We start from the raw sequence: 13,617 nt of genomic DNA on the forward strand, positions 1-13,617 counted from the left end.
TCTGCGGTCCCGGTCGCAAGTCCCGGGGCTCGAACGCCCAGCCGTACCTCTCGTGGCCGTTCGTCGGTCGGTTCGCCCCGAACCTAGTCGTCGACCGAGCCCTCCGTACTGGCCGAGGGGGTGAGCGCATCGGCGAGCGACTCGCGGAGGTTCTCGAGTTCCGCGACCTCCGCCCGGAGCTCTCCTACCTCCTCGCGCAACGCCTGCACGTCGTCTTCGACCGTCTCGACGCGGTCATGGACGTCTTCGAGCCCCGTCTCGAAGTCCTCTCGAACGCCGTCGAGGCGCTCGTCGAGCCTGTCGGTCCGTTCGCGCAGGTCCGAGACGTCCTCGTCGTGGTTCTCACGGACCGCGTCTACGTCGTCCCGAGTCGACTGGAGTCCCTCGTCGAGGGTCGCGAGTTCCTCTTCCATCCGGTCGATGAACGTCGAGGCGGTTCCGTGGTCGTCGAGGAGTTCCTCTAGCCCCGCCGTGTAGGCCGCGAACTCCTCTATGCGGGCACTGAGATGGTCGATTCTGAGTTCGAGGCTCCGTCTGGTCTCGGGGCTCCGTTCGTCGCCTGTGGACTCGGAATCGTCCTCCGCTTCGGTCCGATTTTCCGGCTCAGAGGTGTCGTATGGGCCGTCTTCGAGAGCGGCCTCTATCGTCTCCTCGCTCGCGGACTCCGTATCACCTCCCAACTCGGAGGTGTCGCCCCGCTTCTCCTCGAGAGCAACCTCGACTGTCTCGTCGTTCTCGGCTTCGGGACCGTCCTCTTCAGTCCCTACGTGTTCGCTCGCCTCGACGGACGAACTATCAGTGTCGTCCTCTACGTTGACCCGTTCGACGGCCTCCTCGATGGATTCCGGCGATGCATCGTCGAGAGCGCCGCCTTCAGGCTCCGGTGGGTTCTCGCCGGGCCCGCCGCCGTCAGTCTCCGGCGGTTCGAGGTTCGTGTTCGATGTCCCGTCGGCCGACTCCATCGCGTCCGAATCGTCCGGTTCGGACGATCCGCTGCCAAGTGACGGAATCAGCGAGGAAAACGACTTCGAAGGTCCGAAATCCCAACTCTCTATCGTAGACGATCGTGCGCCATCGTCGGTCTGTCGGGAAGCCCCTCGGGTGATGCCCGTTGCGACCTCCCGAATCGTAGGGGGGCCGAGTTGCACCTCTTCGACGGATTCGGACAGCGAGATTCCGTACTCGACCTCGACCGGTTCGTCGTCGAGCGGCTGCTCGATCGAGGCCCGCTGGGGGGTGATATCCCCCGAATTCGGCCCCTTCTCAGGGTTGAAGCAGACGGCCTCTATCGGGAGCGCCGCCGGGAACTCGTCGGTGACGTGGACGGTCGCCGGTTGCTCGTCGGTCGACCGGAGCCGGAGCGTTACGACGATTCCCTCGTCTTTGGTCGTGAATTCGCGGCTTACGACGACGTTTTCGTGCGATACTACGGTCTCGTCCGGACGAGTTTCGTTTCGTGTCATACCCCACCAAACCCATCCGCTCCATGGTTCCGGATGTATAAATAGCCCGAATAGCGTTTTCGCGTAGTGAAAATTCATTTCAACGTCCCTCAATTATGTATAATGCCTCTGCCGATGACATTCCTCACATAATTTGATATGTGGGTGGCAATATCTACCACTATGTCCTGGCGCGAGGCCGAACGGGAGTACACGGACGAGGTAATCGGGGAGACGACGATTCCGCGGCTGTTCTTCGATGCGGTCGACCGCTACGGGTCGGCGACCTGCCAGCAGTATAAAGGGGGTGTCCACGACCGGGCGCTGGTCGACGGCGGTATCGTCACCCCCGCGCCCGACGGGGCGTACGCCGACCTCTCGTATCGGGACGTCGCCGACATCGTCAAACGGCTGGCCGTCGGCTTCCGGGAGGTCGGCGTCGACCCACGGGACCGCGTGAGCATCTACGCGGATACGCGCATGGAGTGGGCACAGGCCGACCTCGCGCTCATGTCGGCCGGCGCGGTCGTCACGACCGTCTACACCGAATCGTCGGTCCCGCAGGTCGAGTACCTGCTGGATGACCCCGATTCGACCGGTGTCGTCGTCGAGAACGCGGAACTGCTGTCGACGCTTGCCGCGGCGGAGGACAACATCGACATCGACTTCGCCGTCCTGCTGGAGGCGGGGCCGGTCGAGACGGCCCTCGATGCCGACTGCTATACGCTCGACGAGGTCTACGAGATGGGTGCCGACGCCTTCGAGTCGGGGATGGTCGAATCGTGGGTCGACGACGGCGAGTGGACCGACCTCGCCAGCCTCGTGTACACCTCGGGGACGACGGGCGACCCGAAAGGGGTCGAACTCACCCACGAGAACTGGCGGAGTTGCATGAATCAGGTGCGCAAGCGCATTGGCCCTCGCCCCGACAAGCCCGAGGGCGTCCCGGTCCTGGAGGAAGGCAAGACCTCGCTCGCCTTCCTGCCGCTCGCCCACGCCTTCGAGCGGTCGAACCACTTCCAGAGCCTCGGGTCGGGCGTCACCCTCGCCTACGCGGGCAGCGCCGACACCATCGCCGAGGACATCGAACTGGTCGAACCGGAGTTGGCCGCCGCCGTCCCCCGGGTCTACGAGCGCATCTACAACGGCATCCGCGAGCAGGCCAGTTCCTCGCCGCTGAAAAAGCGCATCTTCGAGTGGTCGGTCGGCGTCGCACAGGAATACGACCGCGCCGAGAGCCCCTCGGCCCTCCAGCAGGCGAAACTCGGCGTCGCCGACCGACTGGTCTTCTCGCAGGTGCGGGAGTCCCTCGGGGGCAACATCGAGATGTTCATCTCCGGCGGCGGGTCGCTGTCGGCCGACCTTGCCCGGCTCTACCGTGCGATGGGCATCACCATCGTCGAGGGCTACGGCCTCACCGAGACCGCGCCGGGCGTCTCCTTCAACCCGCCCGAGGACATCCACATCGGGACGATGGGGCCGCCGCTGGTCGACGTGGCGGTCCGCCTCGACGACGAGATGGTCGCCGACTCCACGAAGGACGAAATCGACGGCGAGGTCGGCGAGTTGCTCGTCAAGGGGCCGAACGTCTTCGAGGGCTACTGGAACAAGCCCGAGGCGACCGCCGAGGCCTTCGAGGGCGAGTGGTTCCGGACGGGCGACATCGTCACCCGCGACGAGGACGGCTATCTCATCTTCGTCGACCGCCTGAAGAACCTCATCGTGCTGGATACGGGCAAGAACGTCGCGCCCGAACCCATCGAAGACGAGTTCGCCACCTCGCCGCGGGTCGACCAGATAATGGTCGTCGGCGACGACGAGAAGTTCGTCGCCGCCATCGTCGCGCCGAACTTCGAGGCGTTGCGGGACTGGGCCGACGAGGAGGGCATCGACCTCCCGGAGGACCCCGAAGCGGTCATCGAGACGGATGCGGCCCGGCGATGGGTCGACGAGGAAATAGACCGGGTCAACGAACGCCTCGCCAAACACGAGCAGATCAAGGCGTTCCGACTGGTCGCTCGGGAGTGGACCGCCGACAACGACCTGCTGACGCCGTCGATGAAGAAGAAGCGACGGAACATCCGGTCGGCCTTCGAGGCGGAGATAGACAGCATCTACGGCCGGGACCCCGCCGAGGCCACGACCGACTGAGACGGCCTGTCGACCCGCCACGCCGACGTACGGACTGCGGCTTTCGGGGGTTTCGGCCGGTGAGCCCAACGACTCGCTTAAAAGTCTGGTGGCCGAAGGCGTACGTACTACATGGGGGACAGTACGTCAGCGTTCGCCGACCTCGGCCAGCAACTCTTTCGTCGGGCGGTCGAGGCCTCCGGTCACTCCGTGTATTTCACCGACCGGAACGGCATCATCCAGTACGTCAACCCCGCCTTCGAGGAGACGACAGGGTACAGCGCGGCGGAGGCGGTCGGCCGGACGCCGCGCATCCTGAAGTCGGGCGAACACGAGGCGGCGTTTTATGGGGACCTGTGGGAGACCATCCTCTCCGGGAACGTCTGGCGGAACGAACTCATCAACGAGCGGAAGTCGGGGGACCGATACGTCGTCGACCAGACTATCGCGCCCGTCGAGGAAGACGGCGAGATAACCCACTTCGTCGCCATCAACGTCGATATCACCGACCAACACGAGTACGAGCGCCGCCTCGAACGGCAGAACGAGCGCCTCGACGAGTTCGCGTCGGTCGTCAGCCACGACCTCAACAACATGCTGACCGTCGCCAGCGGCAACGCCGAACTGGCACGGGAGACCGGCGAGTGCTCGTATCTCGACCGCGTCGAGGAAGCCCACGACCGCATGGAGGCGCTGACCGACGAGTTGCTCACGCTGGCTCGCTCCGGCCAGACCGTCGAGGACGAAGCGCCCGTGTCGCTGGCCGCGACGGCCCGGGCAGCGTGGAACACCACCGCGACCGGCGATGCGACGCTCGTCTGTGAGCACGCCGACGTCGAGATACTCGCCGACGATGACCGCTTGGCACAGATACTCGAGAACCTGTTTCACAACGCTGTCGAACACGGTTCGACGAACCCTCCTTCGGGGACTCAGGAGGACGCTGTGGAGTATGGCTCCACAAGCCCTCGCTCGCAGGCTCGCGAGGACGCCCCAGAACCGCAACCCGGCGACCTGACCGTCCGCGTCGGCATCGAGGGCGACACGTTCTACGTCGCCGACGACGGGGTCGGCATCGACCCCTCCGAGCGGCAGTCGGTCTTCGAAGAGGGGTATACGACCGGATCCGACGGGAACGGCTACGGCCTCTCCATCGTCAGGAACATCGTCGATGCCCACGGCTGGGAGATCGACGTGACCGAAAGCAAATCGGGGGGCGCCCGCTTCGAAATCTCCGGTATCGAGTTCGACGCCTGAACGCCGGTTCGAGGTCCCGTCAGTTCTCGGTGAACCGCTCGGGGTCGGCAGCGGCTTCGGCGGCCCGGACGGCGGCGACGTTCTCGGCGACGTCGTGGACGCGGACGATATCGGCGCCGCGCTCGGCGGCGATGGCGCTGCCGGCGACCGTCGAGGCCAGTCGCTCGTCGGGGTCCCCGCCATCGACCAGTCCGAACATGGATTTGCGGGAGTGGCCGACCAGAATCGGACAGCCGAGGGCACGGAACTCGTCGACGCGGCCGAGCAGTTCGAAGCTCTCGGCGGGGGTCTTCCCGAAGCCGAGGCCGGGGTCGACGATGATCTGCGAGCGGTCGAGGCCGGCCTTCTCGGCCAGCAGGACGCGCTCGGTCAGCGCGTCGATGGTGTCGTCGACGACGTCGTCGTACTCCACGTCGGCGCTCGGGTCGACCGGCGTCTCGATGGAATGCATCACGACGACGGGGGCGTCGTAGTCCGCGGCGACCAGTCGCATCTCGGGGTCTTCGAGCCCCGAGACGTCGTTGAGGATGTCGGCGCCGGCATCGAGGGCCGCCCGGCCCACCGCCGCCTTTCGGGTGTCGACGGAGACGAGGGCGTCGGCGTCGGCCAGCGCCTCGACGACGGGGACGACGCGGTCCCGTTCCTCCTCGACGGGCACGGGGTCGGCGCCGGGACGGGTGGACTCCCCGCCCACGTCGATGATGTCGGCGCCGTCCTCGATCATCGCTTCGGCCCGAGCGACGGCGTCCTCCAGGGAGTCGTAGCGGCCGCCGTCGTGGAAGGAATCGGGCGTGACGTTGAGGATGCCCATGACGGCGGTGCCGTCCTCCCACGGATAGCCGCCCGTCGCGGGGCTCTGCTGGATGCCCAGCGCTTCCCGAATCTCGGTGCCGATGGCGGGGAGGCCGTCGGGTTGGCCCTGCAGTTTCTCGCTGAGGCGCTTGAACTGCGAGAGGGTTCCCATCAGGACGACGTCGACCAGTTCGCGGTCCTGTGCGTCGAGGCCGGAGGTGGCACACTCGCCGCCGATGGAGAGCAGTTCCTGCTTGAGGTAGTCGGCCTGCCGGCGGCGGACGCGGGTCGCGAGCACGCGGTGGACGCCCTTGCCGCGCATGCGGTAGACGCCGCCCTCGGTGACGTTCGCGCCCTCCAGTACGTCGGCGGCGGTCTCGATGTCGGGCACGCGCTTGGGGACGTACTCGCGGGTCCAGCGGCGGCGGGCCTCGGCGACGACGAACAGCGACCCACAGACGAGGACGGCGTCGTTTTCGCCGGCGTTTCCGATGGCGGTTTCGACCGCGTTGGTGACCGACCCCACCGCGTCGACGGTCCCGGCAGCGTCCTCGAAGACGGCCGCCAGCGCGTCGATTGATTCGGCGCGCTCGAAGTCCGGCCGGCAGGTGTAGACGTGGTCGGCCGTCGGGAGCGCTTCGGCCATGCCGGCGTGGTCCTTGTCGCACATCGCGCCGAAGACGAGATGCAGGTCGTCGTAGTCGAACGTCGAGAGGGTCTCGGCGACGCCCTCGCAACTGCCGGGGTTGTGCGCCCCGTCGAGGACGACGAGCGGTTCCCGTTCCATCACCTCGAAGCGGCCGGGCCAGTGGGCGTTCCGGAGGCCACGTTCGATGTCCGATTCGACAACGCCACCGACCTGTCGGGCCAGCGCCGCCGCGACGCCGGCGTTCCGGGCCTGATACGACCCGAGCAGGGTGAGGTGAGTGCTCGCTTTCCAGTCGTCGGCCGCCAAATCCACGGCCTGTTCGATACCCTCGCGGCCGCGGTCGGTGACGCGAACGTCGGCCTCGTCGTCCTCGCCGACGCGGACCACGTCGCCGGCGACGTCCTCGACGGCGGCCAGCGCGTCACCGGTTGCGCCGGTGACGAGGGGGTTCGTTTCGGGTGCGACGGCGGCCTTGTCGCGGGCGATTTCCTCGACCGTATCGCCGAGGATGTCGGCGTGTTCGAGCGTGACGCTGGTGACGGCGGCGGCCTCGGCGTCGACGGCGCTGGTCGCGTCGTGCTTCCCGCCGATGCCGACCTCCAGCACTGCGATGTCGACGTCCGCGCGGGCGAATGCCCAGACGGCGAGCGCCGTCGTCGTCTCGAAGAAGGTGGGCGAGTGGCCGTCGGCGGCCTCGTCGGTGACGTAGGGTTCGACCGCCTCGACGAACTCGGTGACGGCCGCCTTCGGTACCTTGCGGCCGTCGATGCGGACGCGCTCGCGGATGTCGTCGAGGTGCGGCGAGGTGTAGAGGCCGACGCTGTGGCCCGCCTCGCGAAGGACGCGTTCGACCATGCGGGCGGTGCTGCCCTTCCCGTTCGACCCGGCTATCTGGACGACGCGGAGGTCCTCGTCCGGTGCGTCCACGTAATCGAGGAGGCGCCGCGTCGACTCGACGCCCGTCCGCGGCGAGTATCGGCGGAGGTCGAACAGGAAGTTCGCCGCCTCGTGGTACTCCATATTGAATGGATTGTGGGCGGCCGCTTTAGCGTGTCGAACCGGAATACCGGTCGTCGGGTCGATGGGGGTCGGGTTTCTATATGGTGGCGCCTGTGGTTCGTATATGGTCTCGGACACTCGACGCTACGGGGCATCCATCGCGTTCGTCTCCGGCCTGTACTCGCTGTGGAGCGCGTCGATGGCCTCGCGCATGGTGACGAGCGGTTGGCTCATGGGCCTCCTCGGCGTCGTCGTCATCGTCCACGGGGCCGTCCTCCTGACGCCCTACGCCGAACGACTCGGAAGCGCGAGCGGCCCGCTCATGGTCGTCTATTCGCTCGTGATGCTCCTCAATCAGGCGCTTCTCGGCACGGGCATGATGGACGACGGGAGCGGGATGGGCATGAACGGTGGCATGGGCGGGAGCGCGATGACGGCCGGCATGGGCTGGGATGCGGGCATGGTCGCCCTCGCCGTGTTGATGCTCGTCAGTGGCGTCATCATGACGAACGGCGACCCGGGCGATACGACCGGCGGTATGTGAGGGGTTGTCACCTCTCGCCGAACGTAGTCGACCTATCGTTTTTGACGCAATCATTAATCGGCATCCCGCTGAGGGTACTGTCGAAATGCTCGAACTCTACCAGGCCGACGACTGTCCGTACTGTGAGAAGGTTCGGGAGAAACTGATGGCGTTGGGCGTCTCGTATATCAACCACAACCCGCGTACCGCCGGCAACGGCGTCCGAAACCAGCAGGTACTCGAGGAGATGGTCTCGATCGGCGGCAAAGACGAGATTCCGTTCCTCGTCGACCACCAGCACGGCGTCGAACTCTACGATAGCGAGGCCATCATCGACCATCTCGAAGAAAACTACGCCTGAGACGGTCCGAAACGGTAGACCCGTTCGACAACAGGGCGTTCGTCCGTCGGCTCAGTAGAACTCCTTCTCGACGTCGCGAACCGCCTCGATGCGCTTCTCGATGGGCGGGTGGGTCGCGAACAGTTTTTCGAGGCCGCCGCGGTCGCCGCCGAAGATCGCCAGCGCGGCGACGTCGGAATCGAGGTCGGTGTCCCGGCCCTTTCCGGCGGCGCTGATCTTCTGGAGGGCGCTCGCCATCGCGTCGCCGCCGACGTGGCGGGCCGCGTCGGAGTCGGCGACGTACTCCCGATACCGCGAGATGGCGAGGACGAAGACCATCGTCACCGACTGGACGAGGATGGAGGCGATGTAGCCGACGACGATGCTGCCGATGCCGTCCTCGCCGGCGAAGGCGACGACGAAGTAGGCGGCCATCCCGAGCATCGAGGCGATGGACTGGCCCAACACCATCGTGATGACGTCGCGGTTGTCGATGTGGGCGAGTTCGTGGGCGAGGACGGCTTCGAGTTCGTCGTGGCTCAGCGTACGGATGAGTTCCGTCGAGACCACGACCGTGCCGGCACCGCGGCGGCCGACCGCGAAGGCGTTGGGGACACCCATCTGGGCGACCATCAGGCGCGGCTTGTCGAGGTCCATCTCGTCGGCGATGCGTTCGACCGACCGATGGATTTCGGCATAGCGGTCCTCGTCCATGTCCTCGGCGCCGGAACTCCGAATCGCGGCCCACTTGCCGAACTTGTACTGGAAACCGGCGAAGGCGATGGTGCCCAGGAAGACGATGGGCAGGCCGACGCCGTAGACTTCGACGGCGATGATGGCGACGAGCGCGTAGAACGCGAAGAGGACGCTCCCGACGAACGCCATCCGTGCTTTCAGTCCGATGTGTCGCATACGTGCGCCGGTTAGGGATTTCAGCGGATATGGCTTCCGGCCCGAATGCTAGCAAGGGACGTGGATAACTCACAATACATAAGTTGGTTCGCGTCCCGTTCACGGATATGCGAAGCCACGTGCTCGTCGGTGGGTCGCCAGCGACTACCCGCGAGCACGCCGGTTCGGTCGCTTTCTCCAAAGGCAAACGTCCGTAGGCAGGTCTCCGGCGGGCGTGGCGCCCCCGTCGGAGGTCGCTTCCGGACGCACCGCCTTCGATTACCGACTCCCAGCACCCAACATGACACACGACACGTTCACCGGCGTCTTCCCTGCGATGACGACGCCGTTCCACGACGACGAGAGCATCGACCACGAAACCCTCCGCGACCACGCCCAGCGACTCGAAGCCGCGGGCGTCGACGGCCTCGTACCCGTCGGCACCACCGGCGAATCGGCGACGATGACCCACGACGAACACATCGACGTCGTCGAGACGGTCATCGACGCCGTCGACGACGTGCCGGTCATCGCCGGCTCCGGCTCGAACAACACCCGCGAGGCGCTGGAACTCTCCGAGCGCGCCGCCGACGCCGGCGCCGACGGCCTGCTGCTCATCTCGCCGTACTACAACATCCCCGAACCCGACGGGATGGAACACCACTTCCGACAGATCGCCGACGCCGTCGACCTGCCGCAGATAATCTACAACGTCCCGGGCCGGACGGGCCGAAACATCGCCGTCGAGACGGCCGTCTCGCTGTCCGAACACGAGAACATCGTCGGTTACAAGGCCGCAAGCGGCGACCTCAATCGCGTCAACGAGGTCATCGAGCGCACCCGCGAGGAGAACTTCGCGGTCCTGTCCGGTGACGATGCGCTGACCCTGCCAGTCATCGCACAGGGTGGCTCGGGCTGTATCTCCGTGGCCGCGAACGTCGAACCCGAACGCACCGTCGCGCTGGTCGGCGCCGCCTTGGAGAACGACTTCGACCGTGCCCGCGACCTCCAGTACGAACTCGGCGACCTCTTCCGGACGCTGTTCATCGAGACCAACCCCATCCCCATCAAGGAGGCCATGGAGATGCGGGGGGTTCATTCCTCGACGATGCGCTCGCCGCTGTCGCCGCTCCAGTCGGAGAACCGCGAACGCCTGCGTGAGGTTCTGGACGACCTGGAACGATGAAACTGGTCGTCATCGGCGCGACGGGCCGGACCGGGACCGAAATCGTCGCCGAGGCCAGCGGCCGCGGCCACGACGTCGACGGCATCGCCCGTTCCGAGGATTCCATCGAGGACGTGCGCGTTCACACCAGCGATGCCCTGCCGGATTTGCTGGAGGAGGCGGACGCGGTCATCGACTTCACCGTCCCGGACGCGACCCGCGAGTACGTCGAACTGGTCGCCGAGGCCGGCGTCCCCTACGTCGTCGGGACGACGGGATTCGACGAGGGGGGAATCGACGCCCTCCGCGAGGCCAGTGAGTCGACGGCGGTGCTCAAGGCCTCGAACTTCGCGAAGGGCGTGCAGGCGCTCATGCAGGTCGTCGAGGCCGGCGTCGAGGCGCTGCCCGAGTACGACATCGAACTCACCGAAACCCACCACAACGGCAAGCGAGACGCCCCGAGCGGGACCGCGAACACGGTTCTCGACGTCATCGACGAGGTGTGGGCGGCGCAACGCGCCGCCGGAGAGTCGAGCGGTGATGAGCCGCGAGACCGCGACGAGGAACTCGACCGCACCCACGGCCGCGAGGGCGAGCACCTGCGTGAGGAAGACGAGGTGGGCGTCCACGTCCGCCGGGCCGGCAACGTCCGCGGCGAACACGAGGTCCTGCTCGCCGGCAACGACGAGGTGCTCACCTTGACCCACCGTGCGGAATCACGGCGCGTCTTCGCCGCTGGCGCCGTCGACGCCGCGGAGTGGCTGGCCGGCAAAGAGGCCGGCTGGTACGACTTCGAGGACGTGCTGTAGCCGCCGCGGTGCCGCCTCGCTGAAAACCCTCACCATCGCCCTCCATGAATCCGACCGGTCGCCGACCCGAACTCCTCGCGGCCCTCCTCACGAACGCGGCTCCCCTCGTGGGCGTCGCGTTCTTCGGGTGGTCGCTGGCCGCAATCCTCCTGGTCTACTGGTTCGAACTCGGCGTGATGCTGGTGCTTGCCGCCGTTCGGGCCCTCTTCGCGCAGTTGCCGCCGCAACACCCGAGCGATGGGCTCGTGGTGGGCGCGACGCGCCACAAACGCGGCGGGCTGTCTGTCCCGTGGACGGCCACCGAGATTCAGGTTGCCCACCTCCCCGTACTCGTCGTGGCGGTCCCGGCCTTCGGCGCCGTCTGGTTCGTCGCCGGCGGGGTCGGTTTCGCGGGGCTCGATGCGGCTGGGGTAGCCTTCTCGGAGGAGAACGCGGCGGCCGGACTCGCCATCATCGGCGCCGCCGTCGGCCGGAGTATCGAGACGCTGTACGGCTACTTCCTCGTCGGCCGCCACCACGAGGTCAACGCCCAACTGGCCCTGCGGACGGCCGTCTGGCCGATTCTCGTCGTCGGGATGGTGCTGTTCTTCGGCGGGGCGGGGGTCGCCGCCGGCGTGCCGCCGGTCGCACTTCTCGGTGGGGTCGTCTGCGTGAAACTCCTGTTGGACCTCGCGAGCGTCTACCGCGACCGTCTCGAGGCCTTCGACGAGCGGACCTACATCTCCTTCGGGTGGGCGACCGACACTCCGGCGTGGCCCGCTATCGACGAGGAGTTGTCCGAACCGGTCGAGGTCGTTCGCCCGCGCCCGGCGGGTGTCCTCCTCGGGGGCGTGGGTCGGGGCCTTCGCTCGCCCGCCGTCGCCCTCTCGGGAATCGTCGGCCTCCTCGCGGTCCTCCTGACGCTCGCCAGCGGCGACCTGACACTGCTGTGGATTTTCGGCGGCGTCGCTCTCGTCGTCCTCGTCGTCCTCGCGGCCGTCGGCGTACTCGACCGGGCCATCCGCTACCTGACGATGGAGTATCGGGTCGGCGACGACCTCGCTGTCCTCGGCTACGACCGACTCCTCCGAGAACCCCAGTGGCGGGTGCCGACCTGGAAAGTCGAGGCCGCCGACGCGCGGGAGACGGTCGCCGACCGGCTGCTCGGGACCGAGACGCTCGTCGTGAGCCACGACAATCGGACGATTCGCATCCCCGCCGTTCCCGACGCGGAGGCACTTCGGTCGACCGACGAAACGAACTGAAAACGCGCCCGTTCCAACAGAGCCAAGGCCTGCGTTTCCGAGCATACTCCCAATGAGTGCGCTCGAAAGCGACATCGTGGAACTGCAGCGGCGCAAGGAAGACGGACTGACGGCTGAGGCGGCCGGCGACGAGGAGTACGCCGTCCTCGAAGAGTTCCTGCAAGCCCTCGAAGCCGGCGAGGTCCGTGCCGCCGAGAAGCGCGACGGCGAGTGGCAGGCCAACGAATGGGTCAAGCAGGGCATCCTGCTGAACTTCACCCTCCGGGACATTCAGAGCCACAACTACGGCGGCGTCGACTACCACGACGTCCTGCCGCTTCGCGACACCGAAGACCTGCCGGAGCGCGGCACCCGGAACACGCCCGACGGAACGGTCATCCGCCGCGGCGCCTACGTCGGCAGCGACGCGATTCTCATGTCCCCTGCCTTCGTCAACATTGGCGCCCACATCGGCGACGGGACGCTCGTCGACTCCTGTGACACGGTCGGGTCGGCCGCTCAGATCGGCGACGACGTGAAACTCGGCGCGAACACGCTCATCGGCGGCGTCCTCGAACCCGTCGAGGCAGCCCCCGTCATCATCGAGGACGGCGTCTCGCTCGGTGCCGGCTGTCGGGTCACCTCCGGCTTCGTCGTCGGCGAGAACAGCATCGTCGGCGAGAACACGCTCCTGACGCCGCGTATCCCGGTCTACGACCTCGTCGAGGAGGAGGTCCTCTACGGCGAACTGCCGCCCGAGCGGCGGGCCTTCACACGCTTCGTCGAATCCAGCGTCGGCGACCACGACCTCTTCGACGGTGGGGCTTATAAGCCGGCCGTGGTCGCGACCGACGTCGAAGAGGAGACCCTCGAGGCAACCCAGCGCGAGGACGCCCTACGCGATAACTAAACTCAGTCGGCGGTTTCTCCTGCTTCCTCGTCGGCTTCAGTCTCGGCCTCGGCTTCTTCGGATTCGTCCTCGGTGTCGGCTTCCTCGTCCTCGATTTCGATGGTCGTCGCGTCGGCCATGTCGTCGTCATCGTCGGCACCTGTGCCAATGGAGAACTTGAACGCGAAGCGGTCCTCGTCGACGACGGTGCCGACGGCGGCCCCGAGGGGGCCGAGGCTCGCCCCGAGCATCGTGCCGATGGGGCTGGTCTTGTCCCGTTTTTGGTCGCTCATAGCCGTTCCTCCGTGTCTAGACGGCTGAAACGTTTCGGTCCGTGTGAGTGGTAGTGTTCAGATAAGCTGATTCCATGCGAAGGCGAATGCTCGAAGCCAATCGTCGGCGGTGTCTGCTTCGGCGTTGCTGAAACAGTTCGAAAAGCTGGTAGTTCGTCGTTTTATCTCACGAAAGACACGTTCGGCGCTGTTCCGATTTCCGTGTTTTTCGTATC

12 protein-coding genes and 1 pseudogene are annotated in these 13,617 nt (G+C 66.5%); 8 read left to right on the forward strand and 5 right to left on the reverse strand.

Going from position 1 to position 13,617, the window contains the following annotated elements; genetic code table 11:
* Window positions 1–83 precede the first annotated feature (83 nt).
* Complete coding sequence (locus U5914_RS16695; protein ID WP_336136881.1) at window positions 84–1,463, reverse strand: hypothetical protein; 1,380 nt, start codon at window positions 1,461–1,463, stop codon at window positions 84–86.
* A 162-nt stretch (window positions 1,464–1,625) separates the two neighbouring features.
* On the opposite strand from U5914_RS16695, the gene U5914_RS16700 reads away from it, so the two are divergent.
* Both U5914_RS16700 and U5914_RS16705 read left to right on the forward strand, forming a co-directional pair.
* On the forward strand, window positions 1,626–3,593 hold the full coding sequence (locus U5914_RS16700) for an AMP-dependent synthetase/ligase (protein ID WP_336136882.1): 1,968 nt from the start codon (window positions 1,626–1,628) through the stop codon (window positions 3,591–3,593).
* A 111-nt stretch (window positions 3,594–3,704) separates the two neighbouring features.
* Window positions 3,705–4,829, forward strand: coding sequence for a two-component system sensor histidine kinase NtrB (locus U5914_RS16705; protein WP_336136883.1), 1,125 nt, complete (start codon window positions 3,705–3,707; stop codon window positions 4,827–4,829).
* 19 nt (window positions 4,830–4,848) lie between these two features.
* Here U5914_RS16705 and folP read toward each other — a convergent pair whose 3' ends face one another.
* Window positions 4,849–7,290, reverse strand: a complete 2,442-nt coding sequence (gene folP, locus U5914_RS16710; RefSeq protein ID WP_336136884.1) for a dihydropteroate synthase — start codon at window positions 7,288–7,290, stop codon at window positions 4,849–4,851.
* Window positions 7,291–7,393: 103 nt separating this feature from the next.
* On the opposite strand from folP, the gene U5914_RS16715 reads away from it, so the two are divergent.
* Window positions 7,394–7,813, forward strand: a complete 420-nt coding sequence (locus U5914_RS16715; protein ID WP_336136885.1) for a hypothetical protein — start codon at window positions 7,394–7,396, stop codon at window positions 7,811–7,813.
* A gap of 85 nt (window positions 7,814–7,898) precedes the next feature.
* Window positions 7,899–8,153 (forward strand): glutathione S-transferase N-terminal domain-containing protein, encoded by a 255-nt coding sequence (locus U5914_RS16720; protein WP_336136886.1) that lies wholly within the window; start codon window positions 7,899–7,901, stop codon window positions 8,151–8,153.
* Window positions 8,154–8,204: 51 nt separating this feature from the next.
* Here the strand turns inward: U5914_RS16720 and U5914_RS16725 are convergent, their stop codons facing one another.
* The gene (locus U5914_RS16725; protein ID WP_336136887.1) at window positions 8,205–9,044 is read right to left on the reverse strand and encodes a M48 family metalloprotease; all 840 of its coding nucleotides are present in this window, start codon (window positions 9,042–9,044) and stop codon (window positions 8,205–8,207) included.
* A 280-nt stretch (window positions 9,045–9,324) separates the two neighbouring features.
* Here U5914_RS16725 and dapA point away from each other — a divergent pair, with 280 nt between their 5' ends.
* The 4 genes from dapA to U5914_RS16745 are packed head-to-tail and all read left to right on the forward strand — an operon-like array spanning window position 9,325 to window position 13,130.
* Window positions 9,325–10,209 (forward strand): 4-hydroxy-tetrahydrodipicolinate synthase, encoded by an 885-nt coding sequence (gene dapA / locus U5914_RS16730; RefSeq protein ID WP_336136888.1) that lies wholly within the window; start codon window positions 9,325–9,327, stop codon window positions 10,207–10,209.
* Window positions 10,206–10,997, forward strand: a complete 792-nt coding sequence (gene dapB, locus U5914_RS16735; protein ID WP_336136889.1) for a 4-hydroxy-tetrahydrodipicolinate reductase — start codon at window positions 10,206–10,208, stop codon at window positions 10,995–10,997. The genes dapA and dapB overlap by 4 nt, the downstream gene beginning before the upstream one ends.
* Window positions 10,998–11,041: 44 nt before the next feature.
* Window positions 11,042–12,241, forward strand: coding sequence for a DUF6498-containing protein (locus U5914_RS16740; RefSeq protein WP_336136890.1), 1,200 nt, complete (start codon window positions 11,042–11,044; stop codon window positions 12,239–12,241).
* A gap of 52 nt (window positions 12,242–12,293) precedes the next feature.
* Window positions 12,294–13,130: a 2,3,4,5-tetrahydropyridine-2,6-dicarboxylate N-succinyltransferase gene (locus tag U5914_RS16745; RefSeq protein ID WP_336136891.1), complete on the forward strand. Its 837-nt coding sequence runs from the start codon at window positions 12,294–12,296 to the stop codon at window positions 13,128–13,130.
* Window positions 13,131–13,132: 2 nt separating this feature from the next.
* Here U5914_RS16745 and U5914_RS16750 read toward each other — a convergent pair whose 3' ends face one another.
* Both U5914_RS16750 and U5914_RS16755 read right to left on the reverse strand, forming a co-directional pair.
* Window positions 13,133–13,402: a hypothetical protein gene (locus U5914_RS16750; protein ID WP_336136892.1), complete on the reverse strand. Its 270-nt coding sequence runs from the start codon at window positions 13,400–13,402 to the stop codon at window positions 13,133–13,135.
* A gap of 57 nt (window positions 13,403–13,459) precedes the next feature.
* Window positions 13,460–13,617 (reverse strand): annotated as a pseudogene (locus U5914_RS16755) (IS6 family transposase); the annotation flags it as partial.

It is taken from the genome of Natronomonas amylolytica (genome assembly GCF_037031205.1).
GTDB classification, from domain to species: Archaea; Halobacteriota; Halobacteria; order Halobacteriales; family Haloarculaceae; genus Natronomonas; species Natronomonas amylolytica.

What these genes read in the sequence shown, in the direction of transcription:
- U5914_RS16725 (WP_336136887.1), bottom strand. Translation starts at nt 9,044, where the DNA reads ATGCGACACATCGGACTGAAAGCACGGATGGCGTTCGTCGGGAGCGTC.
- dapB (WP_336136889.1), top strand. Translation starts at nt 10,206, where the DNA reads ATGAAACTGGTCGTCATCGGCGCGACGGGCCGGACCGGGACCGAAATC.
- folP (WP_336136884.1), bottom strand. Translation starts at nt 7,290, where the DNA reads ATGGAGTACCACGAGGCGGCGAACTTCCTGTTCGACCTCCGCCGATAC.
- U5914_RS16750 (WP_336136892.1), bottom strand. Translation starts at nt 13,402, where the DNA reads ATGAGCGACCAAAAACGGGACAAGACCAGCCCCATCGGCACGATGCTC.
- U5914_RS16740 (WP_336136890.1), top strand. Translation starts at nt 11,042, where the DNA reads ATGAATCCGACCGGTCGCCGACCCGAACTCCTCGCGGCCCTCCTCACG.
- U5914_RS16745 (WP_336136891.1), top strand. Translation starts at nt 12,294, where the DNA reads ATGAGTGCGCTCGAAAGCGACATCGTGGAACTGCAGCGGCGCAAGGAA.
- U5914_RS16695 (WP_336136881.1), bottom strand. Translation starts at nt 1,463, where the DNA reads ATGACACGAAACGAAACTCGTCCGGACGAGACCGTAGTATCGCACGAA.
- dapA (WP_336136888.1), top strand. Translation starts at nt 9,325, where the DNA reads ATGACACACGACACGTTCACCGGCGTCTTCCCTGCGATGACGACGCCG.
- U5914_RS16720 (WP_336136886.1), top strand. Translation starts at nt 7,899, where the DNA reads ATGCTCGAACTCTACCAGGCCGACGACTGTCCGTACTGTGAGAAGGTT.
- U5914_RS16705 (WP_336136883.1), top strand. Translation starts at nt 3,705, where the DNA reads ATGGGGGACAGTACGTCAGCGTTCGCCGACCTCGGCCAGCAACTCTTT.
- U5914_RS16715 (WP_336136885.1), top strand. Translation starts at nt 7,394, where the DNA reads ATGGTCTCGGACACTCGACGCTACGGGGCATCCATCGCGTTCGTCTCC.
- U5914_RS16700 (WP_336136882.1), top strand. Translation starts at nt 1,626, where the DNA reads ATGTCCTGGCGCGAGGCCGAACGGGAGTACACGGACGAGGTAATCGGG.